This is a genomic window from Tenacibaculum sp. TB-53, from assembly GCF_059716285.2.
In genome coordinates, this window is the sequence record NZ_CM202790.1 from 3,318,334 (window position 1) to 3,345,040 (window position 26,707).

Annotated in this window: 25 protein-coding genes; 14 read left to right on the forward strand and 11 right to left on the reverse strand. The window is 31.6% G+C overall.

The genetic code is table 11. The features are described from left to right. The first annotated feature begins 1 nt into the window (after nucleotide 1). The 8 genes from AC3VJB_RS15105 to AC3VJB_RS15140 all read left to right on the forward strand — a co-directional run bounded on the left by AC3VJB_RS15105 (nucleotide 2) and on the right by AC3VJB_RS15140 (nucleotide 8,631). A complete protein-coding gene (locus AC3VJB_RS15105) occupies nucleotides 2-3,253 on the forward strand; it encodes a toxin VasX (protein WP_437823834.1) in 3,252 nt (1,083 codons plus the stop codon). Between the two features lie 3 nt (nucleotides 3,254-3,256). After that, the gene (locus AC3VJB_RS15110) at nucleotides 3,257-3,976 is read left to right on the forward strand and encodes a hypothetical protein (RefSeq protein WP_435254269.1); all 720 of its coding nucleotides are present in this window, start codon (nucleotides 3,257-3,259) and stop codon (nucleotides 3,974-3,976) included. After that, a complete protein-coding gene (locus AC3VJB_RS15115; protein ID WP_167712360.1) occupies nucleotides 3,970-4,722 on the forward strand; it encodes a hypothetical protein in 753 nt (250 codons plus the stop codon). The genes AC3VJB_RS15110 and AC3VJB_RS15115 overlap by 7 nt, the downstream gene beginning before the upstream one ends. Before the next feature lie 27 nt (nucleotides 4,723-4,749). After that, nucleotides 4,750-4,896, forward strand: a complete 147-nt coding sequence (locus tag AC3VJB_RS15120; protein WP_167712359.1) for a hypothetical protein — start codon at nucleotides 4,750-4,752, stop codon at nucleotides 4,894-4,896. Beyond that, complete coding sequence (locus AC3VJB_RS15125) at nucleotides 4,881-5,429, forward strand: hypothetical protein (protein WP_167712358.1); 549 nt, start codon at nucleotides 4,881-4,883, stop codon at nucleotides 5,427-5,429. Before AC3VJB_RS15120 ends, AC3VJB_RS15125 begins: the two co-directional genes overlap by 16 nt. A 116-nt stretch (nucleotides 5,430-5,545) precedes the next feature. Beyond that, complete coding sequence (locus tag AC3VJB_RS15130) at nucleotides 5,546-5,956, forward strand: HYC_CC_PP family protein (RefSeq protein ID WP_073184373.1); 411 nt, start codon at nucleotides 5,546-5,548, stop codon at nucleotides 5,954-5,956. Nucleotides 5,957-6,013: 57 nt separating this feature from the next. Next, nucleotides 6,014-8,239, forward strand: coding sequence for a TonB-dependent receptor (locus AC3VJB_RS15135; protein ID WP_497667303.1), 2,226 nt, complete (start codon nucleotides 6,014-6,016; stop codon nucleotides 8,237-8,239). A 26-nt stretch (nucleotides 8,240-8,265) separates the two neighbouring features. Beyond that, complete coding sequence (locus AC3VJB_RS15140; protein WP_159615612.1) at nucleotides 8,266-8,631, forward strand: heavy-metal-associated domain-containing protein; 366 nt, start codon at nucleotides 8,266-8,268, stop codon at nucleotides 8,629-8,631. 36 nt (nucleotides 8,632-8,667) lie between these two features. Here the strand turns inward: AC3VJB_RS15140 and AC3VJB_RS15145 are convergent, their stop codons facing one another. From AC3VJB_RS15145 to AC3VJB_RS15170, 6 genes are read right to left on the reverse strand one after another with little or no spacing between them, the layout of a single operon-like run. After that, nucleotides 8,668-9,504, reverse strand: coding sequence for a pseudouridine synthase (locus AC3VJB_RS15145; RefSeq protein WP_047790553.1), 837 nt, complete (start codon nucleotides 9,502-9,504; stop codon nucleotides 8,668-8,670). Between the two features lie 45 nt (nucleotides 9,505-9,549). Further along, complete coding sequence (locus tag AC3VJB_RS15150) at nucleotides 9,550-10,467, reverse strand: geranylgeranylglycerol-phosphate geranylgeranyltransferase (protein WP_047790552.1); 918 nt, start codon at nucleotides 10,465-10,467, stop codon at nucleotides 9,550-9,552. A gap of 9 nt (nucleotides 10,468-10,476) precedes the next feature. Beyond that, complete coding sequence (locus AC3VJB_RS15155; RefSeq protein WP_047790551.1) at nucleotides 10,477-11,403, reverse strand: mevalonate kinase family protein; 927 nt, start codon at nucleotides 11,401-11,403, stop codon at nucleotides 10,477-10,479. 51 nt (nucleotides 11,404-11,454) lie between these two features. Continuing rightward, nucleotides 11,455-11,949 (reverse strand): toxin-antitoxin system YwqK family antitoxin, encoded by a 495-nt coding sequence (locus AC3VJB_RS15160; RefSeq protein WP_159494825.1) that lies wholly within the window; start codon nucleotides 11,947-11,949, stop codon nucleotides 11,455-11,457. A 13-nt stretch (nucleotides 11,950-11,962) separates the two neighbouring features. Then, entirely contained in the window at nucleotides 11,963-13,048 is a 1,086-nt protein-coding gene (mvaD, locus tag AC3VJB_RS15165) for a diphosphomevalonate decarboxylase (RefSeq protein ID WP_159494826.1), read from the reverse strand. Between the two features lie 35 nt (nucleotides 13,049-13,083). Further along, the gene (locus AC3VJB_RS15170; protein ID WP_082118685.1) at nucleotides 13,084-13,296 is read right to left on the reverse strand and encodes a LytTR family DNA-binding domain-containing protein; all 213 of its coding nucleotides are present in this window, start codon (nucleotides 13,294-13,296) and stop codon (nucleotides 13,084-13,086) included. A gap of 137 nt (nucleotides 13,297-13,433) precedes the next feature. Between AC3VJB_RS15170 and AC3VJB_RS15175 the strand changes: the two genes are divergently transcribed. Both AC3VJB_RS15175 and AC3VJB_RS15180 read left to right on the forward strand, forming a co-directional pair. After that, nucleotides 13,434-13,664 carry a hypothetical protein gene (locus AC3VJB_RS15175; RefSeq protein WP_464838790.1) on the forward strand — a complete coding sequence of 77 codons (231 nt, stop codon included), beginning with the start codon at nucleotides 13,434-13,436 and terminating at the stop codon, nucleotides 13,662-13,664. Between the two features lie 22 nt (nucleotides 13,665-13,686). Then, a complete protein-coding gene (locus AC3VJB_RS15180) occupies nucleotides 13,687-13,989 on the forward strand; it encodes a hypothetical protein (RefSeq protein WP_047790548.1) in 303 nt (100 codons plus the stop codon). Between the two features lie 65 nt (nucleotides 13,990-14,054). Here AC3VJB_RS15180 and AC3VJB_RS15185 read toward each other — a convergent pair whose 3' ends face one another. The 3 genes from AC3VJB_RS15185 to AC3VJB_RS15195 all read right to left on the reverse strand — a co-directional run bounded on the left by AC3VJB_RS15185 (nucleotide 14,055) and on the right by AC3VJB_RS15195 (nucleotide 18,043). After that, nucleotides 14,055-15,263, reverse strand: coding sequence for a BaiN/RdsA family NAD(P)/FAD-dependent oxidoreductase (locus AC3VJB_RS15185; protein WP_497667304.1), 1,209 nt, complete (start codon nucleotides 15,261-15,263; stop codon nucleotides 14,055-14,057). Between the two features lie 120 nt (nucleotides 15,264-15,383). Next, nucleotides 15,384-16,310, reverse strand: a complete 927-nt coding sequence (locus AC3VJB_RS15190; RefSeq protein ID WP_497667305.1) for a GYDIA family GHMP kinase — start codon at nucleotides 16,308-16,310, stop codon at nucleotides 15,384-15,386. After that, nucleotides 16,310-18,043, reverse strand: a complete 1,734-nt coding sequence (locus AC3VJB_RS15195) for a hydroxymethylglutaryl-CoA reductase, degradative (protein ID WP_497667306.1) — start codon at nucleotides 18,041-18,043, stop codon at nucleotides 16,310-16,312. Before AC3VJB_RS15195 ends, AC3VJB_RS15190 begins: the two co-directional genes overlap by 1 nt. 142 nt (nucleotides 18,044-18,185) lie before the next feature. Between AC3VJB_RS15195 and AC3VJB_RS15200 the strand changes: the two genes are divergently transcribed. From AC3VJB_RS15200 to AC3VJB_RS15215, 4 genes are all read left to right on the forward strand, one after another. After that, nucleotides 18,186-20,333 carry a S9 family peptidase gene (locus AC3VJB_RS15200; protein ID WP_281980734.1) on the forward strand — a complete coding sequence of 716 codons (2,148 nt, stop codon included), beginning with the start codon at nucleotides 18,186-18,188 and terminating at the stop codon, nucleotides 20,331-20,333. Between the two features lie 16 nt (nucleotides 20,334-20,349). Beyond that, nucleotides 20,350-21,894 carry a peptide MFS transporter gene (locus tag AC3VJB_RS15205; protein ID WP_047790544.1) on the forward strand — a complete coding sequence of 515 codons (1,545 nt, stop codon included), beginning with the start codon at nucleotides 20,350-20,352 and terminating at the stop codon, nucleotides 21,892-21,894. A gap of 66 nt (nucleotides 21,895-21,960) precedes the next feature. Beyond that, nucleotides 21,961-23,718: a peptide MFS transporter gene (locus tag AC3VJB_RS15210; RefSeq protein WP_253057458.1), complete on the forward strand. Its 1,758-nt coding sequence runs from the start codon at nucleotides 21,961-21,963 to the stop codon at nucleotides 23,716-23,718. A gap of 99 nt (nucleotides 23,719-23,817) precedes the next feature. Further along, nucleotides 23,818-24,336 (forward strand): thioredoxin family protein, encoded by a 519-nt coding sequence (locus AC3VJB_RS15215; protein WP_437823845.1) that lies wholly within the window; start codon nucleotides 23,818-23,820, stop codon nucleotides 24,334-24,336. Nucleotides 24,337-24,340: 4 nt separating this feature from the next. Here AC3VJB_RS15215 and AC3VJB_RS15220 read toward each other — a convergent pair whose 3' ends face one another. Both AC3VJB_RS15220 and AC3VJB_RS15225 read right to left on the reverse strand, forming a co-directional pair. Next, the gene (locus tag AC3VJB_RS15220; RefSeq protein WP_497667307.1) at nucleotides 24,341-26,368 is read right to left on the reverse strand and encodes a ComEC/Rec2 family competence protein; all 2,028 of its coding nucleotides are present in this window, start codon (nucleotides 26,366-26,368) and stop codon (nucleotides 24,341-24,343) included. Between the two features lie 65 nt (nucleotides 26,369-26,433). Next, on the reverse strand, nucleotides 26,434-26,703 hold the full coding sequence (locus AC3VJB_RS15225; RefSeq protein ID WP_253680880.1) for a hypothetical protein: 270 nt from the start codon (nucleotides 26,701-26,703) through the stop codon (nucleotides 26,434-26,436). Nucleotides 26,704-26,707 lie beyond the last annotated feature (4 nt).

Genomic DNA, 26,707 nt, shown 5'->3' on the forward strand with positions numbered 1-26,707 from the left:
AATGGCTAACGATATTTTAGAAAAAAACCAACTAACAGAATATAATGAGGTAGTTGCTAGGTATTTTTTTGAATGTACAGGAGGTGGTGTTACGGAACCTGTAAAGAGTCCAGAAAAAGAAGCTTTAAAACCGGGTATTCGTTTACATTTTTTACGTTATGGTTTATTTGATAGGAATTCAGAAAACCAAACAGAAGAAGATGTAAATGCACCTAAATATAACGATCCGAGAATAACCAAAGGTGTTTTAATACAAGATGATAAAGCAGTATGTAAAAATGTAGCTACTTGTAATTCTAATACCCAGAATACAAATGCAGCAGAAAACAGTACGCTTGAGTTAGAAGAAGTAGAGGTGTTGTCACTAAAAGAATTGCCTCAAATTAATAATTTTTATGTAGCCCGAACTGCTCTAAATAAAGGATATATTTATCTAATTAACGATGAAGATCAAGACGATTACCACGAACTATATGTTGATGAAAGTGGACAGCTACAGCATATTATATGGGCATACAACAAAGATGAAAAAGGAAACTATAAAGATATTCGAAAACCATCTGGAGACAAGAGTGAATATAAGTTAATAATAGAACCAGGAAAAAAATATTGGGTAGCATACTCTCCTGTACAATGGAGTAGAGATTATCATAATGAGCTGAATACGGATGCTAATAAGCGTAAAGAACGTATGAAGTTGATAGACTGTAGTGGTATAAAAAAAGGAGAAGAAGAAAAACATGAAAATGTTATACCATTTACAAACGTAAGAGCAACGTTTCCTGGTAATCATCCAAGGGCAGGTGCACTTGAAAAAATGCTAGATTCAATATTATCAGATGAAAAGAAGCAAGATGAAAAAGGAGATAATGAGGTTTTTGAAGATATGTTTGTTACGTTGCACGACCCTGTAGGTTGTGCAAATGATGTAGGAGTAGAGTTAGCTGATAAAATAGCAGATTTAGAAGCTTTAGTAGAGTCGTTAGGTACTGGTAAAGAACCTGTTGAAATAAAAAAAGATATTCTTGAAGGAAAACCAAAACAAGAAATAAAGAAAGGTTCAAGAGAGGAACAAATATCTACATTATTAGCAACAGCATTAACAACCTATCAATTAGTGTATAATGATAAAGAAATGATTACCGATTATGATGGAGGAGAAAGTGGTAGCGGACCAAAATTTACAGGCATAAACATTGGGGCAACTCCAATGATATATTGGGATGGCAATGGTATCTTGCAACAAAAATTAATAGACATACTAGCTGTAAAAGAACGTAAAAAAATACGTGAATCAATTGTGAGTTATCGACACGATTTTACAATTATTTTAGGTAGTGATTATTATACGCAATATTTTGAAGATTTTAATGAAAATGGTTTTATAGGACTGTTAGAAGGAAAGCATATTACTACATCTCATATGCGTTTATTAAGTATTGCTCCAGGGGGTATAGATCATTATCTAGACTTAAAAAAACATCGTGATAACTACAAAGGAGAACTGAAAAATAAAAACAAAGAAGCTAAAGAATTCTACATAAAATACGTAAAAGGGAGTAATAAAAAAGTACACGAAGTTTTAGAAAAAGAGTTAAATCTCGATTTTTTTGATGAAAATGAAAATGTTTTAAATAACAGTTTGTTAACTGATTTAGCTAACAAAGTAGCAGGACATGTTAGTAATGGTTTAGAAGCTTATGTAGGGCTTAGTAATGCAAAAAAAATAAACTTAAACCTTACTTTTGATAGACTCAAGGTGCTTACGCATAAAGGCAAACCAGTTTTTCAAACACGAACAAGAACTCTTGAGGCTTTATTAAAACAAAATGGAGCCACTTTAGATGAAAGTGTAAAGTTGGTAGACTTTAAAAAAGGACATCGAATAGCTAAAATATTAGACGTAGAAGAAATATATTTGGTAAATGAGTATAACCCCAAAGGAAAAAACACCTTAAATGTACCAGCAAAAATACCTGCAAAAAAAACAAAAGCTCAAGTGCAAGGAGCCCAACGGGTATTAAACAATATTCATTTTGCTAAAGGCTTATATTACTTGCAAATTTTAAATATATCTTCTGCAACTTATCAGGTGTATGAAAACAAAGGGTCTTATAAAAGTATAGCAAATTTGGTGGGTATTGGATCTGAGTTGACAGGAGCCTTTTTAAATGTGAAAAAAATAAACGCAGTAGCATTAAATAGAGAAAGCAAGGTGGTTAGTAGCCTTGGTAATAGAGCAAAATTTTTTAATAAGGTAGGAGCAGGATTTACAGCAGCTGTATGTTTTTGGGAGGCCATTGATGCTTTTAGTGACAACGATAACGATGCGGCTTTTATGTGGGTAGGCGCAGGAGCGTTGTTTACAACGAGTATCTTTGTGTTAGGACCCGCCGGTTGGGTCATTGGTGGGGTAGCCATAGGTTTGGTGTACTTAGCAAACTATTTTAAAGATACACCACTTGAGCGATATTTTAAGCATTATTGGTTAAGTGATAGGGTTGCTTTATCAAGAAATAATAATGAAGCTCCTTGGCAATATATCAACAGGGTGTATGAAAATCGCAGCACATTAATAAAGGATAGAGAAGAATATAAAGATTGGAAAGATTTACGTGTTTGTCATCAACAACTGTTAGATTTAATGGTGTGCAGTGCAATGTTTGTAAAAGAAATTAAATTAAGTTCAGAAAGGGCAATTAGTATAGGTGGAGAAGATGGTAGAGCTGGTGCTTCTTTTGCTACAAGCGATGTAAGTAAGGTAACCATACAAACAAGTTTTCGCCAATTTTTGTGGTTTAAAGACCAATTGCAGTATAAAGTTTTTTTGGTTAATACTAGAACAGGAAGTTATGAAGAAATAGCTGAAGAAGAATTAAGAGGAGAAGTTAATTTAGAAGAAGATAACAAAGGTAAAATAATAGCCACAAACACCACTATTAATATCCCTAACAGAGTTCACAGAAAAAGACATAACAATCAAACTACTATTTTTCAGTTGTTGTTTATTTGTAAGTTAACAATAGATGAAGAAACAAATAAGTATTACCCTCATACGTATGTGGGGGAGGAACGTTTTATGGGAATAAAAATAAAACTGTTTGAAAGCAAAGTTACAGGCACTAAAAATATGGATGGTTTGTTATTTAAACCGCAACCAACAGAATATAAAGGGTTTTATTATAAAAATGTAAAGGTGGATACGCTTAATAATTTATTAGTGTGGGCAAAAGATCTGATATTGAATATATAATTTATGGCAAAAATTAAAAAAAGGTACGGTAAATGGGGTGGATATTTAGAGAAGCTTATTTATGAAAAACCGAAACGAAAGGTAGAAAAAGAGAAAGTAAACGATCCTGATTATTATGTAAGAGTAGATAATCAGTTTTTTATAATGAATAATGGTCTTATTGGTAATATATATATATATACAGGATTGGCAGGGTATTTCTTTGTGTTATTTACTGTTGTAGTAAGGCTGTTTTTCAATAAGAGTCTTAGTTTTATTTTCTTGTTTTTATTATTTTTGTTAGGTACTTTTTTTATAGTATATCATTATACTCGCCCCAAAAAAGAGCTAGTATTAAATCGTTTAGAAGGGCTTATAACTATACCAAACACATTATATTTTAAACCATATACAATGCCTTTTAAAGACGCTTTAGCAGCATGGTCAGTAAAAAATTCTGGTATCAACCCTACAGGTCCAAGTTTGTCTCTTCTTCACCCAAATGGGTTTACAAGTACAGATGTTATGGGACATGAAGTAATAGAAGATTGGAGTTTTATAGTTTGGTACATGGATAAAAATAGACCGTTACCACCAGGAAGTGCTTTTGATGAGTACAGACAAGCGGATTTTGAACGAAGAAAAGCAGCAGGTTTTCCTATGCCTTTATACCCAAGTAGTATACCAACACCCGAAGCTACGCCAGAACAACAAGCAGAACGTAAACGTATTGGAGGATGGTAGATTTTACCCGAAAAATAACCCATGAAGAATATAAAAACGTAGAAAAACTTAAAAAATATTACCATCGAGTTGTAAAAAAAATACATACAAAACCAAGAAATTTTAAGAAAAGAAATTACAAGAAATCACAATATAGATTAGTAGATGATAATTTTGTAGCTAGTAAATCTGGAAGTATAGCTACTCCTCAAATAGGTGGGGGTGTGTCTTTGTTATTATTATTAGGAACATTATGGTATCTTATCAGAGATGGATTGAATAATGAAATTTTATTTTTTATGATATTATCAGCTTTTTTAACTATCTTTTTTGTAATCTATGGTTTTACAATGCCTAAAAAGGAACATATTTTAAATCGTAAAGATGGTTTAATCACGATGACAGGCTTTTTTTGGCAAAAAAATATCACGATGCTATTTGAAAAAGTAGAGTTTGCCTATAGCACTGGTGGTGAAGATGGTGTAGGTGGATTTATGTTACAAACTATTCGCCCAAATAAGTGGAAAACATTTGATATTTATACAATATTTGGAGGAGATTGTTATGAGGACATGTCTTTTATAACATGGTATATGGATAAAAACCGTCCACTACCTCCTGGAGATGCTTTTGATCCATATCGTCAACAAGATTTTGAACGTAGAAAAGCAGAAGGGTTCCCAAAACCCCTATATCCAAGCAAAATTTCCACGCCCGAAGCTACAAAAGAACAACAAGCAGAACGTAAACGTATTGGTGGATGGTAAACTATACTTAGATAAATAACAGCTTTAATGGAGTACTTATCAAAGATAGTTAAAGAGAAACCACAAGAAACAACACAAAAAAGTGTAGAGAGCAATAAATATTTTATAGAGGAAGCTAATGACTTTTTTACAAAGAGAAAAGAACAGCGAGAGGTTGGATGTCTTGGATTATAGGTGTTTTTTTTATTTTGATGTCTTTTTTTGGGTTGATTTCTGATGATTTCTGGACAAGAACTATCATATTAATAACTTTTGGGATTCCAGGAGTTTTAACAGTTATTTATGGTTTTGTAGCTCCTATTAAATACTTAATTTTTGATAGGATGAATGGAGTTATAGTCATGCCTAGAAATTTTAGAAGTACAGTAACTATTCCTTTTAGTACAGGTTTTTCAAGGGTTAAACATATAAATTCTAGTCCAGGAGTTATTAGTGGTATGTTAGCTTTTGTGTCTAGTAAGAGTAAAGATAGAGTTGGAGGTTTATTAGCAGAGTATAACATAAATAACTATTGGTCATTTACTGTTTGGTATATGGATAAAAACCGCCCATTACCTCCAGGAGATGCTTTTGATCCATATCGTCAGCAAGACTTTGAACGAAGAAAAGCTGAGGGATTTCCGAAGCCTTTGTACCCAAGCAAAATATCAACGCCAGAGGCTACTAAAGAACAACAAGCAGAACGTAAACGTATAGGTGGATGGTAAAGAGATAAAATTAAGTAAGCTATGTTATGAGTTATTGTTTTACAAATAATTTTTAAAAGAGTAAAAGCCTAAGGTTATGAAATGTAAAGTTTTAAAAATTTGTACCTTTGCAAGGCATGAAGAAACATTTTTCTAAAATAACAGCTATAACCTTAGCACTAACAGTGTTGCTATCTACATTCTCTTTTAATGTAGAAAAACATTTTTGTGGTGATTTTTTAGTAGCTGTTTCTTATGTAGGAAGTGTAGCTAGCTGTGATGATGTAGAAGAGGATAGCTGTGAGAGTAAAATAAAAGAGCCATCGTGTTGTAAAGACGATGTAGAGCTTATAAAAGGGCAAACTCAAATTCAGAAATCATCTGTAGAAAAAATAACCTTTATAAAGGTTGCTACAGCGGTTACTTCATATGTTTTTAACAGTCTGTTATTTCAAGACTTAGAAAAACAAATTATTCCACATAAACAGTATGTACCACCTAAGTTATTTTTTGACATACAGGTGCTTCACGAAGTCTTTATCATATGATTTACAATTCTTACTTAAAAAATAAGAATTGTATAATATAGTATGATGAAATAAATAATGAAAAAAAACTTCATAATCAGTGTTTTTTTACTGATTTCTCTATCACTTTTTGCTCAAAAAGAGTTAAAAGGAGTAATAAAAGATAATAATAATTTAGAAATATTTGGGGCGAATGTATATTGGTTAAACACAAATACAGGAACGACCACCAATGAAACAGGAACTTTTAGTATTCCGTATAAAAAGGAGTATAAAAAATTAATAATAAGTTTTGTTGGTTATAAGACAGATACAATAAATGTTAGCAGTACAAAACCAATCAATCACTATTTAACAGAAAGTAATACGTTAAATGAGGTTGCAGTTTCTGCAAAAAAAAGTTCAACACAAAGGTCGTATTTACAAACACAAAACTTGGTAACTATTAATAGTGATGAGTTGTTAAAAGCCGCTTGTTGTAATCTGTCAGAAAGTTTTGAAACTAATCCGTCAATAGATGTTAATTTTTCTGATGCGTTAACAGGTACAAAACAAATTCAAATGTTAGGATTAACAAGTCCATATTTGTTAATTACTCAAGAAAATATCCCTTCAATTAGAGGAGCAGCACAAGCATTCGGATTAACATTTACACCTGGAACTTGGGTTGAAAGTATTCAAATAACAAAAGGAGCAGGAAGTGTTGTAAATGGTTTCGAAAGTATTTCAGGTCAAATAAATACAGAGCTAGTAAAACCATCTACCAATCATAAGTTTTACCTGAATGCTTATGGAGCTTTGGGAGGTAGGTTAGAGTTCAATACCCATTTCAATCAAAAAGTGAGCGAAAAGTGGCAAACAGGGTTGTATGTACATGGAAACTATAGAGGAGAAAAATTTGATAAAAACAAGGATAACTTTTTAGACAATCCATTAGCAGAACAAATTAATGTGATGAACCGTTGGCAATATACTGATGCCGAAAAAGGTTGGGTAAGTTTTATCAATTTTAGGTATTTAGACGATTCAAAACAAGTAGGAGAAGTTGGTTTTGATCCAGAAGTAGATAAAGGTTCAAATACTGTTTGGGGAAGTGAAATTAAAACCAAACGTTTTGACACTTCTGTAAAAGTAGGCTATGTGTTTCCAGATATGCCATTTCAAAATATGGGCTTTCAAGCGGCGTATAGTAACCATAAACAAGATTCGTATTTTGGATTGAGAGATTACAACATTCAGCATCAAAGCTTTTATAGCAGTTTTGTCTTTAGCTCTATTATTGGAGATACTCGTAATAAGTTTAAAACAGGTGCTAGCCTTACGTATGATAACTACGAAGAGTTTGTTAGTGAGCTGCTGTCTCCTAATTTTAATAGAAAAGAGAATTCTGTAGGAGCTTTTTTTGAATATGCTTATGACAATGCAGATAATCTTAGTGTTACAGCAGGTGTTCGATTAGACTTTCATAACTTGTTAGGAACTTTTGTAACACCAAGATTGCACATGCGTTATGTTCCTTGGGAAAGAGGAGTGTTAAGGGCTTCTGTAGGAAGAGGAAAACGAAGCGCGAATATTTTTGCAGAGAATCAACAACTTTTTGCTTCATCACGAGCAATAATTATTGATAATACAGGCGGAAATATTTATGGCTTAGACCCAGAAGAAGCTTGGAATTACGGAGTATCGTTTATACAAGGATATAAACTATTTGGTAGAAAAGGAGATGTAACATTCGATTTTTATCAAACAAATTTTTCAAATCAGGTGGTAGTCGATTGGGAGAATCCACAAGAAATTTCTTTTTATAATTTAGAAGGAAAGAGTATCGCAAATAGTTTTCAGGTAGAAATGAATCAAAATATAATCCCTTATTTTAATACTCGATTCTCTTATAAGTTTTATGATGTTTCTACAGATTATAAATCAGGAAACTTAGCAAAAACATTACAAGCAAAACATCGTTTTTTTGCTAATGTATCTTACGAAACTAAAACAGAAGAAAGCGATGCCAGTTGGAAGTTTGATGTAACTTATAACTGGATAGGAGAGCAACGACTACCTAATACAAACAACCAGTTACCAACATATTCAGATAGCTATAACTTATTAAACACGCAAATAACAAAAGTGTTTTCAAAAAAGTTTGAAATGTATGCTGGGGCTGAAAATATTACAAATTACAAACAAAAAAATCCTATACTGGGAAGTGATAATCCATTTGGTGCAAATTTTGATACTACTATTGTATATGCACCAGTTTTTGGAAGTAACTTCTATGCAGGGTTACGATTTAAAATAGATTAATTCAATAAATTAAAAATCAAGAACACATGAAAAATATATTTTTATTAGCAGTTGTTTTATTATTAAGCACATCAACATTTGCTCAGAAGAAGAATGCAAAAGTATCTTTTGAAGTAGACGGTGTTTGTATGATGTGTAAGCAGCGTATAGAAAAAGCAGCGTTAAAAACTAAAGGAGTGAAATTTGCAAAATGGGATGTGAATACTCACGAGTTAAGTTTAATTATTGATGAACGCAAAACAAGTACAGAAACAGTTAAAAAAACTATTGCTGGTGTAGGTCATGACACAAAAGAGTTTAAAGCAACAAAAGAAGCTTATGATAATTTACATGAGTGCTGTAAGTATCGTGATGAGGAAGTGCAAAAAGATCATAAAAAAACAAAGAAGTAATAAAAAAATCCCGAGTATTAACTCGGGATTTTTATGTTATAACATTTGTAAAGTGTTAATTTCTTGTTGTGTCAATTCACGCCATCTACCACGAGGTAAATTCTTTTTAGTTAAACCAGCAAAAATAACACGATCTAATTTTTTTACATGATATCCATAATGTTCAAAAATTTTACGAACAATACGGTTTCTACCAGAGTGAATTTCAATACCTACCTCAGTTTTCTTTTCACCCTCTACGTAAGAAACGGCATCAATAAAAACTTTTCTTCCCTCAATAATTACATCACCACGTAATTTTTCTAAATCAGCAATGGTTAATTTTTTATCTAAAGAAGCATGGTATAATTTACGAACGTTATGCTTAGGGTGCGTTAATTTTTTTGCTAATTCACCGTCATTAGTAAATAATAATAAACCAGTAGTATTTCTATCTAATCTTCCAACAGGGTAAATTCGTTCTCTAGTGGCGTTTCCTACTAATTCCATTACAGTTTTACGACCACGGTCATCTTCCATAGTAGTAATGTAATTTTTAGGTTTGTTTAATAAAACGTAACGTTTCTGCTCCATAGAAATTAAAGTTCCATCAAAACGAACTTCATCAGTAGGCTGCACTTTGTAACCCATTTCCGTAACTAATTTCCCGTTTACAGAAACACTTCCGTGTTCAATATACGTATCTGCTTCTCTACGAGAACAAATTCCTGAATTAGAGATAAATTTGTTCAAGCGAATTCCTGTATCCTCAGTTTTTTTCTGAGTAGGTTTATTGCTTTTTGGTTTTCTGAAATCTTTTTTGAATTGATTTTTTCCTTGAGGATTGCTGTTACGTCCAGCTTGTCGTCCTCTCGACGAGTTTTTTGAATTCATAATTAAATTTTAAAAGTTTGCAAATTTACGGTAATTATTTGGTTTTTAATCTAAAACCTCAACTACTTTATCTACAATTAAAGATTTATCGATAAATAACAAGCTAAAGACTCCTATTAATAACAAGACCTTTAAAATGTTGTGAGCTAATCTATATTGATTGTTTTTTGTTGATTCCCATGTGTAAAAACCAACAAATATTAAGGTAATGGCAGCTAAATAAAAATAATATTTCATGTATTCTATAGCAGGGTAGTTAAATAAAACTCCAATAGGTACTAAAGTTAATACCATTAATAAAATAATTAGTTTTTTAGTATTTCGTTCTCCATATTTAACAGGGAAAGTGTTGTAGTTATTAGCTATAGCTCCTTTAATATTTTCTAAATCCTTCATAAGTTCTCGAATCATGATGACTAGAAAAAGAAAGATTGCGTGTATGAAAATTACTTTTGAAAAATTTTTGTAGTGTACAAAAATTACAAAAAAAGGAAGTATGGTTAATACTGTGGCTGTTATTAATCCTATTAGTGGATGTTTTTTTAGTTTATGAGAGTAAAACCAAATGCCAAATATATATACAGAGAAAAAGAATGCTGCTCGCCATGAAACTAACCATCCGAAGAAAAAACCAATAAAATTTAGTGTAAAATATAACGTTAGTTTTGTTTCTTGCTTTACATAAGAATCTAAGCCTGTTTTTATAGGTCTGTTAATAATATCAGCTTTTTTATCGTAAAAATTATTGATGATATATCCGGAAGCAACTACACAAACGGTAGCAATAACTAAATAAAGTAAATGCCAATCAAAAACTACAGGTTTAACTGATTTTGCATCAGAGAAAATAAAAATAGCAGCCAAATATTGGGCTGCTATTAATACTAGAATGTTATAACCTCTTATGACAGATAAAAGGCTAAATATTTTTAAGAAAAATGTATTGTTTTTAAATGTACTCATAGTAGCATTTTAAAAGCGATACACTAATTCTAATTTATAATCTTTTAAACTGTTTTTTGCTTTTTCGTAATCTTCAGTAAATCCTAAGATGTAACCTCCACCACCAGAACCACAAAGCTTTAAATAGTAATCGTTGGTTTGTATACCTTTTTCCCATACTTTATGAAAAGCAGTAGGAATCATAGGTTTAAAGTTAGCTAATACTACTTTTGATAGTTTTTTCACGTTACCAAATAACGATTTTACGTTTCCTTGTAAAAAGTCTTCAATACAAGCATCTGTATGTGTTGCGAACTCTTCGCTAATCATTTTTCTGAAACCTTCGTTTTTCATCTTGTTCATAAAGATGTTTACCATTGGTTCAGTCTCCCCAATTTGCTCAGAATCTAATAAGAAAACAGCTCCTTTTCCTTCTTTTTGAGAAGGGATTCCTGCTGGTTCAATATGTTCTTTTGAATTGATTAAGATAGGTAAACTTAAATAAGAGTTTAAAGGATCTAACCCAGAGCTTTTTCCATGGAAAAAAGACTCCATCAATGAAAAAATTTGTTTTAAAGTTAAAAGCTTGTCTCTCGTTAGGTTTTCTAAAATTGTAATTTTATCATTAGCGTACTTATCGTAAATAGAAGCTACTAAAGCGCCAGAACTTCCAACTCCGTACCCTTGAGGTATTGAAGAATCGAAATACATTCCGTTATCAATATCACTTTTCAAAGAATCTAAATCAAAAGATACTAATTCAGAATTTAAGTTAGTCAAATAACTATAAAACTTCGCTAAGCTTTGATTTGACTTCTCAGCTTCTCCAGTTAAGTTTTTTGCAGATTTTAACGCTCCTTTATAAGAACTAAAAGGTATTGCTAATCCTTTAGAGTCTTTGATAATTCCATACTCTCCAAAGAGTAATATTTTTGCGTAAAATAAGGGTCCTTTCATAGGTGTTTTAATTACGGTGCAAACATACAAGTAAAACTACTAGTTTACAAACTAGTACACGTTTTTGTAAAAAGTTTTCCAAACGCCCACTTTTTCGTTATCGCGATATTTACCTTTTGTTTCTATTTTACCATTCTTATAAAAAGTTTTCCATATACCTTCTCTTTCACCTTCTTCATACTTTCCTTCCTCTTTTAACTCACCAGATTCATAGTATACCTTTCGAATTCCGTGAAGTTTTCCGTTTTTGTAATTGGCTCTATGAAAAGGTTTGCCATTGGTATGGTAATATAGTACCAAACCATCAAATTCTTCTTGGTTAGGAGTTTTCACAGTACTAAAACCCTCCATTTGTACTTGACCATTTTTGTAGTAATCTACAATCCAAAAGCCGTCATTCATTCTTTTAGGAGCAGGTCTATAAAACTCATGCTCTCCTTTAGTTGTTTCTTGCCAGTTTTTATCAAACCAAATAGTATCTTGTGCATTGACTGAATTGGTTATAAAACCAATAAAAAAGGCAATTATTAATGTTGAAGTTTTCATAATAGTAGGGAATTTAGGTTAAAATAGGTCTCGCGCCAAAACCCACACTATCACAAATATAATGATTTTTTTGGCAGTATGCAGCTAAATTATTCTTAATAAATACTTCAATCTCAGTCTTTTCCGAATTAGGGTATAATACGTGTACATTTGCCCCTGCATCTAAGGTAAAGCAAACATTGCTATCATTTTCTTGTCTGTATTCCCATATTTTATTGATGATTTCTAACGTGTTCGGTTTCATTAAAATGAAATATGGACTACTTGTTAACATCATTGCATGTAATGTTAAAGCTTCGCTTTCAACAAGGTCAATAAATGCTTTAATATCTCCATTTTGAAGGATTTTTGAAAGTTTTTCTAAGTTTTCATTGGCCTGATTAAAACGATTTTCAGCATACGGATGATTATGCATTAAATTGTGACCAACAGTACTTGAAACTTGCTTTTCACCTTTATCAACTAATAAAATAGTATCCTGGTAGTCTTCAAAAATAGGATGAACTTTATAAGGGAATTTTGTGCCGAATAAATCTGAACTTCCTTTAATCTCAGGATGATTTCCCCAAACGACTAATGGCCCTTCAATACTTCTACTAGCACTTCCTGATCCTAAACGAGCTAAAAAAGAAGCTTTTTTATTAATATATTCATCAGTTAAATTTGGATTTAATTCTTTTTCCAAATTCATTAAACACATAGCAATAGCACTCATTCCACTTGCAGAAGAAGCAATACCACTACTGTGTGGAAATGAATTTTCAGAAGAAATAACCATGTTATACTCTAAAATATAGGTACAGTATTTTTGTATTCTTTCAAAGAATTTGGCTATTTTAGGTTTAAAATCATCTTTCTTTTTTCCTTCAAAGTACAATTCAAATTCTACTTGGTTTTTTGGTAATGTCTTTGTGAATTCAATTTTTGTAGTTGTATGGCAATTATTCAATGTAAAGCTTATTGAGGCATTTTTAGGAATTTGAGGTTCGCTTTTTCCCCAGTATTTTACCAAAGCAATATTACTAGGTGTCTGCCATGTAACGGTTAAGTTATCTACTTTTTTATCTTGAGAAAGAAATAAGAAATCTGATGTATTCAACGTGTAAAAAATTTGCTGTAAAGATAGAACTTCGCTTACACTTGTGCTAATTTTTGTAAAACGCTTTCTTTATAGCTTCTGCTTATTGAGATTGCTTTTTTAGTAACTTCAATATATTCGTTAGTATATGAGGAAATTTTAGAAACTGAAACAATGTAAGAACGATGTACTCTTATAAAACAATCACTTGGTAATATGGCTTCAAAATTACTAATGGTTTCTCTAGTAACTATAGTATTTCGTCTCAAGTTTTAGCGCCAGCATTTGGATTGTTGAGGGCTATTCGATATTATCTTGTTGTGGAAAAGAGATAGCTAATCTAGATTTTTGATTAGTTAATCCTTTTAATACCTATTTCTAACATAGAAATGGGTATTTTTGTTGTATGAGAAAAATTAAACTGATTTGGGACTTTAAAGGTCTTGATGGATTGGAAACAGCAAAACATCACTGTATACATTTAAAAGAATTTACGCAGATAGATGGTTTGCCATATCATGAAGTAAATTTTGTATCTTTAAACGAAATGCATACCATCGCTTTTATTGTGGTTGATGAGGAATATATGAAAACCTTTAGAGATGCATTGAAACCTCATAGAGGAGAATTAGCATAATATAACACAAAAAAATAGATCTATGTTTTTAATTAATGCCTTAGCAAAACCAAAAAAATCTTCTGAACATTATGATCAAGTTATAGGAGCTTACGTAAGCTTGTATATTGATTATAAAGATATTGAAGGAGCTATGCGATTAGCGAAATTTTATATCAAAAATGAAGATTGGAAAGTAGTAGAAATAGAAGACGAATATTTTACGTTAGATTCTGTGGATGATGTAGAAGATAATGAGCAAAAAGAATTGTATGAAGAAGCTGTAGAGTATGGATACTCTATTATTTTTAATTGCTACGAAGAAGAAGGAGAAGACGAAGATTAAAAAAAGCATGTCATTTCGAACGGAGTGAGAAACCTCAATTATTTTCGTTCGAAATGATATTTTATTTATTCAGCAATTGCATTAGCACAAATAAAACCACCTGTCCAAGCATTTTGAAAGTTGAAGCCACCAGTAACGGCATCAATATTTAATACTTCACCTACAAAAAACAAGTTTTTGTGTTTTTTACTTTCAAAACGTTTAAAGTTAATTTCTTTTAAATCTACACCGCCAGCAGTAACAAACTCCTCTTTAAAAGTAGTACGTCCATTTGCATTGAATAATCCTTTGGTTAACTGATCTGCTAAGTTTTGAAGTTGCTTATTGCTCAAATCAGCCCAGTTTTGGTTGTTTTTTATTTCTGAAGCCATTACCAAACGTTCCCATAATCGGCGAGGAATATCACTAAATGGAGATTTTAAACTAACTTGTTTTTTAGTTTGTGATTTTTTTAACTCTTGTAATGTTGAAAAAACTGAATCGGTATCTTGTCCTAACCAATTTACCAATACGTTATATTGATAGTTTTTATCAGCTAAAATACGAGCACCAAAAGCGGATAATTTTAAAATAGCAGGACCACTCAAGCCCCAATGGGTAATTAGTAATGGACCAGAATTTTCTAAATTTGTTCCAACAAGTGTAACTTCTGCATTTGGAACTGATATTCCGCCTAAATCAATAATTCGCTTGTCTTTTATATTGAAAGTAAATAAGGAAGGAACAGGTTTAATAATTGTGTGATTTAACGTTTTACATAAATCCCATACTTTTTTACTACTTCCTGCGGCAACCACTACGAAATCAGCTTCAAAATCTTGATTTTTTGTGTTGATAATCCATTTCTCATCTTGTTGATAAATGGAGTTTACACCATGGTTTTTTAACACGCTAATTCCGAGGTTATCAACAGCGTTTTGAAAGCAATCTATAATAGCTTGTGAGGTGTTTACTTCTGGAAATACTCGATTATCTACTTCAATTTTTAAAGGAACTCCGCGATTTTCAAACCATTCAAAAGTATCACCCGTCATGAATTTATGAAAAGGACCTAATAACTCCTTTTTACCTCTCGGGTAGAATTTTGTTAGTTCTTTAGGTTCAAAACAAGCATGTGTAACATTGCAACGACCTCCACCAGAAATTTTTACTTTTTGTAAAACCTCTTTTCCTTTCTCAAGAATAGTAATGTCCAATTCAGGGTTAAGTTCTTTTGCATTAATCGCAGTAAAATAACCTGCGGCTCCACCACCAATAATAATAACTTTTTTCATCTTTTTTATGTCAGTTCGAGTAATTTTTCAGTAGAAATTGTATCGAGAACTTTTTTAAATCATTTCGATACAAATTTATTTCATTCTTCAATAAATTCACTCGATGTAACAGGCTTAATTTTATAAAATCATTTCTTTATAGGTGAGGATAGTATTGAATCCTTTTTGTTGAAAATAGCTTGTAGTATCTTCATTTCCTGTAGCTAAAATAAAATCACCACCCCAAGCGCCTAAACTTTTTACTTCACCAAAATAGTCAGAAAATAACCTTTGTTTTACAGTGTCTTGTTTTATAATTAAACTAATGATTTGCTCATGCTCAATAATGATTTTTTCTAAATCTTTAGAAGTGTTGGCTTTTAAAAACTCTTGAGTTAAATTGTCAATTTCAGGAATTAAGATCTTAGCTTCTTCTTTGTGTTTTTTATAGTGAGCAATTCCTTCTCTGCTATTTTGTTTTTGGTTTAAATGCACAAAAAATAATTCTTCAGAAAAATGTGGATTGAAATTTACTTCTTGAATATGAGGTTGTTTTTCTTCTAGCTTATATAGAATCGGAGTGTTATGTTTTGCACAAGCGATATCGTAACCACTTCCAGAAAAAGCGTTCAAAAGTAAGGTAAACGGATTTACATTTGCCCAAGTAGCTATATTATTAATTAAGGTTGAGGAACTTCCTAATCCCCAGTTTTGAGGAAATGTTAGGTTTGTTTTTACAACGAAACCGTTTTTAGTAGTTAGAAATTCAGGATTTAAACGTTTCGCTTCTTGTAAAATATCACGTAGTGTTTCAGCAATAAACTCAGCACTTCCTTCTTTGTCTGAATTAAACGTTGCTGAGGTTAATCGTAGTTTGGGTAAATCAAAAGAAGCCTCGAACCAACATTCTCCAGTATGCGTAAAACTTCCCCAGATAAGTTGTGATTCTTTAATTGGTTCAACAATTAAGTCTTGTCCAAACTTAGTAGGAATAGCTAACGATGTTGCACCATCTAAAACAACATATTCTCCAGTGAGTAATAATTTTCCGTTAGAATAGTGTCGCATTATACCAGTCCGAATTGTTTAAAGTGATGTGTAAAATGTTTTACTTGGAATTTTTTCCAATATTCATAATCTAGCTCTCCAAAAAATGGATGTACAACTGTTCGGTTTGGATTTTCATTAAAAACAGTTTCGAAGTGCTGCACTTGCTCAATCAAATCAATAATAGCTTCGTTCATAGAACTAAACTTTAACGGAGTTGGAGCTTCTGATAAAAATGGAGCTTTAAATCCAGTTTGTAACTCATTATCAGAATTTAAAAATGGTTTTCTTCTAGCTGATTTCTCATCAGAAACATAGGTGTCAACTTTCCAGTTTCCATTTGCTATTTGAGTAACCAAGCTTAAATGTTCTACCATGTGTTGTCCACTCATTTTACCAAACAAAGGTTTTGCATCGGCTTTTAAACTTAAAAGAGTATCACGTACTTCTTCTACGTTTAAAAAGTCTACCCATTGTACTTTTGGCTTACGAAGCTCATTTAACTTTTCAACCACGGCACTATGAGAAGCTGTTCTGTCTTCAAAATAGGCGGCTACAATTTCTTTTTCTTTATTGGTAGCTTTGTGTTGATTTAAAATGTTCATCAAGTGCATTTTCATATGCCCATGTTGAATTCCCTTGGTTGTTAAAGCACGCAAAGCAGCAAAATTTTGAGCTAAACCAGCAGCAGCAATAATTTGCATTAAAGTGCGAGCACTAGGTTTTTGCATCATATCTAACGATAATTTTGCCATTGGGTGTAAGGCAGTTAATCCCCCCACAGTTCCTAATGCTAAAGGAATTTCAATCCAAAATCTAAAAATTCCGTCTTTTACTTCACAGTGAGTTAAGCTTTTATATTGTCCGTCTTTTGAAGCATACGCATGTGCACCCGCTTCAATAGCTCTAAAATCGTTTCCAGTAGCTAATACAACAGCATCTATTCCGTTCATAATACCTTTGTTGTGCGTAACTGCACGGTACGGTTCTACCTCTGCAATTTTAACAGCCTGTTCAAACTTTTGAGCAAACTTCTCAGGATTCTTCCCGCCCAATTCGGCTACTTTACAGCTTACTTCTGCTCTAACTAAACATTCAGGAACGTAGTTAGAAAGAATGCTCATAACTATTTCAATATCATCTTTTCTAAAAGCTTTAGCAATAGCTTCTAAACAAGAATTAATAAAGTTAGCACCCATACTATCTTTTGTTTCAAACGTAACATGTAATTGATAGTAGTTTGCAAGCTTATCTGTTTTATCAACTAGTTGAATATGTAATATTCCGCCACCACGTTTTTCCATGTTTTTGGTAATGGATGCGGTAGCTGCGTATAATTCTGTTTTTTGTTGATTAAAATAGGTTTCTAACTCTTTTTTGTTACCAGCATACATAAAATGTACCTGACCAATTTTTGTAGTAGAAATTACTTCTGTTTTAAATCCTCCACGAGTACTCCAAAACTTGGCAACTAAAGAAGCAGCAGCAACAACAGAGCTTTCTTCAACCACCATTGGTATTACATAACTGCGTCCGTTAATAATAAAGTTAGGAGCAATGCCGTAAGGCATATAAAAATTAGAAATGGTATTTTCAATAAAATCATCATGCAATTGTTGTAACTTCTCGTCTACATTCCAATATTGCGTAATAGTTTGTATAATTTCTGGTTGATTGTTAAAGTAAGTTTTAGCCAACCAGTCTATTTTTTCTTCTTTGGTAAGTTTAGAAAAACCAGAGATCGTTTTAGACATTCTCAATTCATTTTTGATGGCTCAAAGATACGTGAATCATGTTAAAATGCTTGTGTTATTTGGTTTTTATGATTTTTTTGAGCGGGTTTTTGGCTATTTTTCCGTAAACTTGGCAAACTTTTTAGATAAACAACAACTTAACATGAAGAAATTATTATTATTGTTTATAGGGATATCTTCGCTAGTACAAGCTCAAAAAAAAGATATTTCTTTAGAGGATATATGGCGAAAAGGCACATTTAGAGCCGATTATATGAACTCTTTAAATTCTATGAATGGAGATTTTTATTCGTTATTAAATTATGAGAATGGAAGTTCTACTGTAGATAAATACAGTTATGAAACTTTAGAAAAAGTTGCAACGATTGTTGATAGTAAAGATTTAGCAGGATTGAAATATTTTCAATCATATAGTTTTAATAATGATGAGACCAAATTAATTTTAGGAACGAACTTTAAGCAAATTTTTCGTCATTCATATTTAGGTACTTATTATGTGTATGATATTGCTAAAAAATCATTAGACTTAATTGGTACAGATATTCAAGAACCAACTTTTTCTCCTGATAGTAAAAAAATAGCATACGCTAAAGACAACAATTTATTTATTAAAGATTATTCAGATGCCAATGTGGTAATTCAAATTACCAATAGTGGTAAAAAGAACGAAATCATTAACGGTATTACTGATTGGGTTTATGAAGAAGAGTTTGGTTTTGTAAAAGCTTTTGAATGGAGTAAAGATAGCAAAAACTTAGCTTATTTACGTTTTGATGAAAGTAAGGTTAAAACTTTTTCAATGGATGTGTATGGAAAAGAAAAATACCCAACACAACATGTATTCAAATACCCAAAGGCAGGTGAAGAAAATGCTAAAGTAGCTTTACGTATATTTTCATTAGAAACGAATAAAACTGCAGAAATTAGAGTAGGAGATTATGAATATATTCCTAGAATTAACTGGACAAACAATCCAAACATATTAGCTGTTAGAACATTGAACCGTCATCAAAATGATTTAAAAATGTATTTTGTTGATGCAACTACTTTTAATAGTTCTATCGTTTTAAACGAAACAGATAAAGCATATGTAGATATTACAGACGACCTAACTTTTTTAGACGATAATAGCTTTATTTGGACAAGTGAAAAAGATGGATACAACCATATTTACCACTATGATAAAGATGGTAAGTTATTGAATCAAGTAACGAAAGGAAATTGGGAAGTTACTTCTTACTACGGATATAATGCTGATAAGAAAACTATTTATTACCAATCAGTAGAAAACGGTTCTATTAATAGAGGAGTGTATAGCATTTCTTTAGACGGTAACAACAAAAAGCTATTGAGTAACTCTACAGGAACAAACAACGCTGCTTTTAGTAAAAACATGCACTATTTCATCAATACTTTTTCTGATGCAAATACACCACCAGTGTATACGCTAAGAAATGATGAAGGTAAGGTGTTAAAAACTATAAAAGATAACGCAGCTTTAAAAGAAACTATTGCAGGATATAATTTAAGTAAAAAAGAGTTTTCTACTATTAATGTTAACGGTAACAACTTAAATATGTACACTATTAAGCCTGCAAACTTTGATGTAAATAAAAAGTATCCAGTTTTAATGTATCAATATTCAGGGCCAGGTTCTCAAAATGTAAAAAATAGTTGGAATGGTTCAAATGATTATTGGCATCAAATGTTAGCACAAAACGGATATATTGTTGTTTGTGTTGATGGTAGAGGAACAGGTTTTAAAGGTCGTGATTTTAAGAAAGTTACTTATATGAACTTGGTGAAGTATGAAACTGAAGACCAAATTTCGGTGGCTAAAGAGTTAGCAAAGTTACCATATGTTGACGCGAATAGAATTGGTATTTGGGGATGGTCATTCGGTGGTCATATGAGTACGAACTGTTTATTAAAAGGAAATGATGTATTTGCAGCAGCTATCGCTGTGGCACCAGTTACTACATGGCGTTTTTACGACACAATTTATACAGAACGTTACATGCGTACTCCAGAGGAAAACCCGGCAGGGTATGATGATAACTCGCCATTGAATTATCCAGAATTATTAAAAGGAAAATATTTACTAATTCACGGAACAGGTGATGATAATGTACATGTTCAAAATGCTTATAGAATGGCAGAGGCTTTAATTCAAGCAAATAAGCAATTTGAGTGGGGAATGTATCCGGACAAGAATCATGGTATTTATGGAGGAAATACTCGTTTACACCTGTATACCAAAATGACCAACTTTATTAAAAACAACTTATAAACTAAAACAATATATTATGGCTAAAAATGTAGCAACCGAACGGGAAATATTTGGACATCCAGTAGGATTATTTATGTTGTTCTTTACAGAAATGTGGGAACGTTTTTCATACTACGGTATGAGAGCTCTACTGGTTTTATATTTAATTAGCGAAGTAGCAAGTGATAATCCGGGTTTAGGGTGGACTAAAAGTGATGCTAGTAGCTTATACGGTTGGTACACAATGCTTGTTTACATTACTCCAATCATTGGCGGGATTATTGCTGATAAAATTTTAGGATTTAGAAAAGCCATTATTATAGGAGCTGTGTTAATGACATTAGGGCACATATCGTTAGCTTTTGAACCGATGCCAGCGTTTTACTTAGGACTTGGTTTATTAATTATAGGAAATGGTTTTTTTAAGCCAAATATATCTTCAATTGTAGGGCAATTATACCCAGAAGGAAGTGATAAAAAAGATTCAGGGTATACTATTTTTTACCAAGGAATTAACGTAGGAGCTTTCTTGGGGTCAATTTTATGTGGTTATTTAGGAGAAACTTTAGGTTGGCATTATGGGTTTGGATTAGCAGGTATATTTATGTTTATAGGATTGATTCAGTTCCATTTAGCACAAAAAATGTTTGGAGAAATTGGATTAGCGCCAAAGAAAGAAGTTTCTAAAGAAACTACAGAAATAGAAAAAAAGCCATTAACAAAAGTTGAAACTCAGAGGTTAATAGTTGTTGGTGTTTTAGCATTTTTCTCTATCTTTTTCTGGGCAGCTTTCGAGCAAGCAGGTTCGAGTATGAATATTTTTGCAAGTGAATATACTGATAGAAGTTTAGAAGGGACAGGAGTAATTGTATTTAAAATTTTTGGAGCTTTACTATCAGCTTTACCAGTAATAATTTTAACATGGTTATTTGTAGGAATGTTTAAAGCAATTGGTAAAACGTATGCTACAGCAATGATGTTTATGGCACTAAGTGTTGTTATTTTGTGGGGAATTATTGGATATATGATTTATAATCAGTTTTTTGATGAAAACCCGGAGGTACCAGCAACATGGTTTCAAAGTTTAAATGCGTTATTTATCTTCACTTTAGCGCCATTATTTTCTTGGGTTTGGCAAAAATTAGCAAAAACAAAATATAACCCTAACGGACCTCAAAAGTTTGCTATTGGATTAATATTACTTGGATTAGGTTTTATACCAATGGTACTTGGAGCAGCAAATGTTGGAGGAGATTCCATACAAAAGGCTAGTATGATCTTTTTAGTTTTAGCTTACCTATTACATACTATGGGAGAGTTAAGTTTATCACCAGTTGGTCTTTCTTATGTAAATAAATTGTCACCAAAAAGATTATTAGGTATTATGTTTGGTATTTGGTTTTTTGCATCTGCCATGGGTAATATGATTGCAGGAACTTTTTCAAGTTACATGGAAAAGATAGCTCAAGAATCTTCTATGTCTGATTTCTTTAATATCTTAGTTTGGATTCCAATAGGAGGAGGTATAGTATTATTTCTTTTAAGTTTCCCACTTAAAAAGTTAATGCACGGAGTAAAATAATAAGGAGCATTTAACCTCATGATAATCTTTATCATGAGGTTTGTTATATATAAACGATAAATAAATATGAGTTCAGTTACATCAAACGATTTTTTCAAATCAAAAGTACTAGGCCATCCATCAGGGTTGTTTGTGCTATTTTTTACAGAAATGTGGGAGCGCTTTTCTTTTTACGGAATGCGTGTTTTATTAGTTAACTTCTTAACAGCAGCAGCTATTGGAACTAACCCTGGTTGGGAATGGTCAGCAGAAAATGCAGGTGCTTTATTTGGTACTTATGCAATGTTATTGTATTTAACCCCAATTTTAGGAGGAATTTTAGCAGACAAATTAACAGGATATCGTTGGGCAGTTGTTATAGGCTCTATTATTATGACACTAGGACACGCTGCTATGGCTATTGAAACTGAGTTTTGGTTGTATGTAGGTTTAGCTTTATTAGTAATTGGTACAGGTTTCTTTAAACCTAATATGACATCTATTATTTCTGAGATGTATAAAGACTTACCAGAAAAAAAAGATGGAGCATATACTATATTTTATATGGGAGTTAATGCAGGAGCTTTCTTTGGAATGATGTTGTGTGGATATTTAGCTGAAAAGATAGGTTGGTCTTGGGGGTTCGGTTTAGCAGGAATTTTCATGTTATTAGGTACTTTACAGTTTTGGTTAGCAAAACCATTATTTGGAACTATAGGAGATGTTCCTTCAAAAGAAGAAAATAATGTTGTTGAAACTTCTGGTTTAAACTCAAAAGAAGAGGATAAAAGAAATCCTTTCACAGGTTTAGATAAAATATTAATTGTAATTTCCTCTGTTATAGGTTTAGGATACGCTATTAACGATCCTTTATCAAAAATTGGAGGTATAGATGTTTTTGGAGCTCTTAAAATAGGAAATTTTGAAGGACAATATGTAGCTGTACTGTTTGGGTTAATAGTATTTTTAGTTTTAACTATTTCTCGTATATCTCGTTATGCTAAGGTTGTACGAGATAGAATGATTGCTGTAATTATATTTGCTTTTTTTACTGTTTTCTTCTGGATGAGTTTCGAACAAGGAGCTTCTTCTTTAGTGCTTTTTGCTCGTGATAATGTTGATAGAGTTTTAACAGGTAATGCACAAACAATTTTTAATATTGTAAATACACTATTAACTGTAATTCCGTTAGCTATTATTACTTGGGTACTAATTTTATTAGGAAAAGAAACAGGAAAAAGAATTCCTGTATCCAACTTTGTATTAGCAATATGTTTTCTGGGAGTTTGGGCATTGGTAGGTTGGATGTTATATCGTGAGTTTTCAGCAGAAGCTTCTGAAATAACGGTATCATGGTTTTCAATATTAAACTCATTTTTTATTATAGCCTTTGCTAATTTCTTTTCTAAATGGTGGGATTCAAAATACAACCCGTCTGCAGCTGTAAAATATGGATTAGGACTAATCATAATGGCAGTAGGTTTTGGGTTGTTAGCATTTGGATCTTATGGAATAACCGATGGAGTTAAAGTGAGTATGATATGGTTAATACTAGCATATTTATTTCATACCTTAGGGGAATTATGCCTTTCTCCTGTAGGGCTATCATATGTTTCTAAATTAGTACCTGCAAGAATGATTGCATTCATGTTTGGTATGTGGTATTTAGCAATAGCAATAGGAAATAAAGCAGCAGCTGTTTTAGGAGGTCAAATAGAAAACATAACAAAAGAATATAGCCTATCAACATTCTTTTTAATTTTCACAATAGTTCCAACATTAGCAGGATTGTTAGTAATAGCTTTAAATCCGTTAATTAAAAAACTAATGCATGGAGTTAAATAACTCTAAATAAAAGTTAAAACAATATTTTTAGAACCTGTCAATTTTAAATATTGGCAGGTTTTTTTGTAATTTTGGAACACTTATTGAGACCTAAAGAGTATGAAAAAAATAATATTAATAATAGCTTTAACCTTTATTTCATTAGGAGTAAAGGCGCAAGACAAAGTAAATTGGTTAAGCTTTGAACAAGCAATGGAAATGAGTGAGAAAGACCCTAAACCAATTTTAGTAGATATTTACACCGATTGGTGTGGTTGGTGTAAGAAGATGGATAAAACCACTTATAAGAACAAAGTAATTGTTGAGTATATCAATACACACTATTACCCAGTAAAGTTAAACGGAGAAGCTAAACACGATATTACGTTTCAAGGAAAAACCTTTAAATATCAGTCTCAGGGAAGAAGAGGTTATCATGAGTTAGCGGCTGCTATTATGAAAGGACAATTAAGTTATCCTTCAACAGCTTTTTTTAATACTGATAGGCAATTATTACAAAACGTACCTGGCTACCTAGAAGAAAAAAGATTTGAGAAAATACTAGCATATTTTAACAAAGATAATTATAAAAATACACCTTGGACAGAGTTTGAAAAGAACTTTAAAAGTTCCATGTAAAAACTTATTCTTTTATAATATAAGCACCATTTTGACCAGTATACCAAAATGGTGTTTTTTGTTTATAGCAAGTTTCTTTCCACCCGTTAATGTACGATTTGTAATTACTTCCATCAGCAATGATTTGCTTTGGTTTTAGCCAAAAAATAAGTCTGCTTAAATTTATTTTTGGGTTATTTTTTAAAACCACTATTGGGTTTTTAAGTTTTTTTATTTGATACATCCCTAAACTATCTACAATTAAAATTTGTTTGTTATTGAAAGAAGCAATGTATGATATCGAATCAATATTTTTAGAAATAATGCCTTGAGCAACTCTGTAAGATTGTAAAATTTTTTCTTGCAGAAGAATAGAGTCATTTAGTGAACTAAAAACGTTAAGCTCGTTCCTGTTTCTTTCTCCTAAAATTGAATACCTACTTTTATGAAATACAATAAATTCACTTTTGTTTACTCGCTGGCTTTTTTCATATAAATAAACCCCTTGTAAAATAATAGTTGAAGTTAGAAAGAGTACAATATTATTATAGGTTTTACGAAACCAAAGTTGAAATAAGAAAATAATGAATATGTACCAAGCTATCATTGCTTCAAAAGACATAGAAAGTTCTTTCAATAAAAACACTTCTTGTTTCGAAACCCAACTAACAAAATAATTCATCAAAGAAATAATTGATCCATATATATTCGCCAAGAATTGAGGCAATATATTAAACGTTGCTAGTATAATAATTACAATTCCACCAAACAAAATTGTACCTAAAAAAGGAATGATAATTAAGTTAGATAGGATAAACAACCCTGGAAACTGATGAAAGTAATACAAGCTAATTGGTAAAATTCCTGCTTGTGCAGCTATAGAAACTGTAAATAATTGCCAGCCTTTGTCGAGAAATCGTAATTTAGGTGTCCAAATACTGTAAAGTAAAGGTTGTACCCAAACAATACCAAAAACTGCTAAATAACTTAATTGAAACCCAACATCAAATAAAAACATCGGTTTTATTAAAAGTAAAAATAGCATGGAGCTTATTAAAGAAAACTCAATAACCTTTTTTCGTTTAAAGGATAACCCGATAGCTACAAAAGTAAACATAGTTACTGCTCTAACTACCGAGGCAGATAAACCAGCTATAAAAGCAAATGACCAAAGTAAGAAGATAACACAAACGGTTTTAATGATTGTTCCATACGGAAGGTTTTCTAAAGGTTTGAGTAGATAGGAGAGTAGTAATAATAAAATTCCTACGTGGAGTCCTGAAATGGCAAGAATATGAATAGCGCCTGCGTTGGTGTAGCTTTCTAATAACTCTTTTGAAATTTCTTGACGTTGACCAAGCAATAGAGCATTAATCACAGCAAATTCATCGTTTGTAAAATGATACTTTTTTAAGGAAGCTTGTATTTTACCTCTAATATGAGCAGATAAACTGATTAAAGAAAGCTTTGAGTTTTCAAGTTTTTTGAATTGATGATCATTTATAAATACTTGATGATAAACATACTGTTTTGCTAAATACTGTTTGTAGTTAAATTGATACGGATTTAAAGGAGGGGTTAACTCTTTAAAAGGAGTTTTAATAAAAATACGATTACCTACCTTTAATATTGAAGATAGACTGTCCTTTTGAATGTTTAGAAGAATATATCCAGTGGTTTTAGTAGAATCTACTTGTGAAACTTTAGCTACATATTTTGTATAGTAGTTTCCTGGTTTTAATACTTTTTGTACATCAAGTATATAAGTAGAATTCTCAGTTAATCGATGTTCGTAATAGCTATTATAATTCTTCGGGTTGTGAATATATGTGGAGCTAATTCCGATAAAAATAAAGAACAATAATGTGGCTATACTAAAAATTTTTCGTGCTTGAGTTCTTTTTAAAAAATAAAGACTAACGAGAAACCCTATTAAAGAATAAGCCAAGTATATAAAATTATACAGCCATATTTGTTTGTAAAATTGGAGTGCTATCCCAACAATAAGGGACAGCAAAAAGTGAAAAGGAGGGTATTCTAACAATTTTTTCATAGCTCTCTAAAGTTATGAAAAAATTAATTAAAAATATTACTTGTCTGATTAATAGATGAGTATACCTAATGTGTTGTTGTTATGTTGTCATTAATACTAATTATAAAATCAGCTTTTTTACGGCTTTCTTTTTCAAGTTTGTTAATGTCCTTTTGTAAAACCGTAATGATTGTTGAGTAATTCAAATTTGGATTTTCATCTTTTGCTAGTTTTTTAAGTACTCTGTTATAAGAAACTTTCTTTTCTTTAGTATTGTAAATTTTATAAGCCCTTTTTTGAGCAAAAGAGTTAAGAGTAACAAACAAAAATAGAGGTAAAGAGGTAGTACTTTTCATAGTT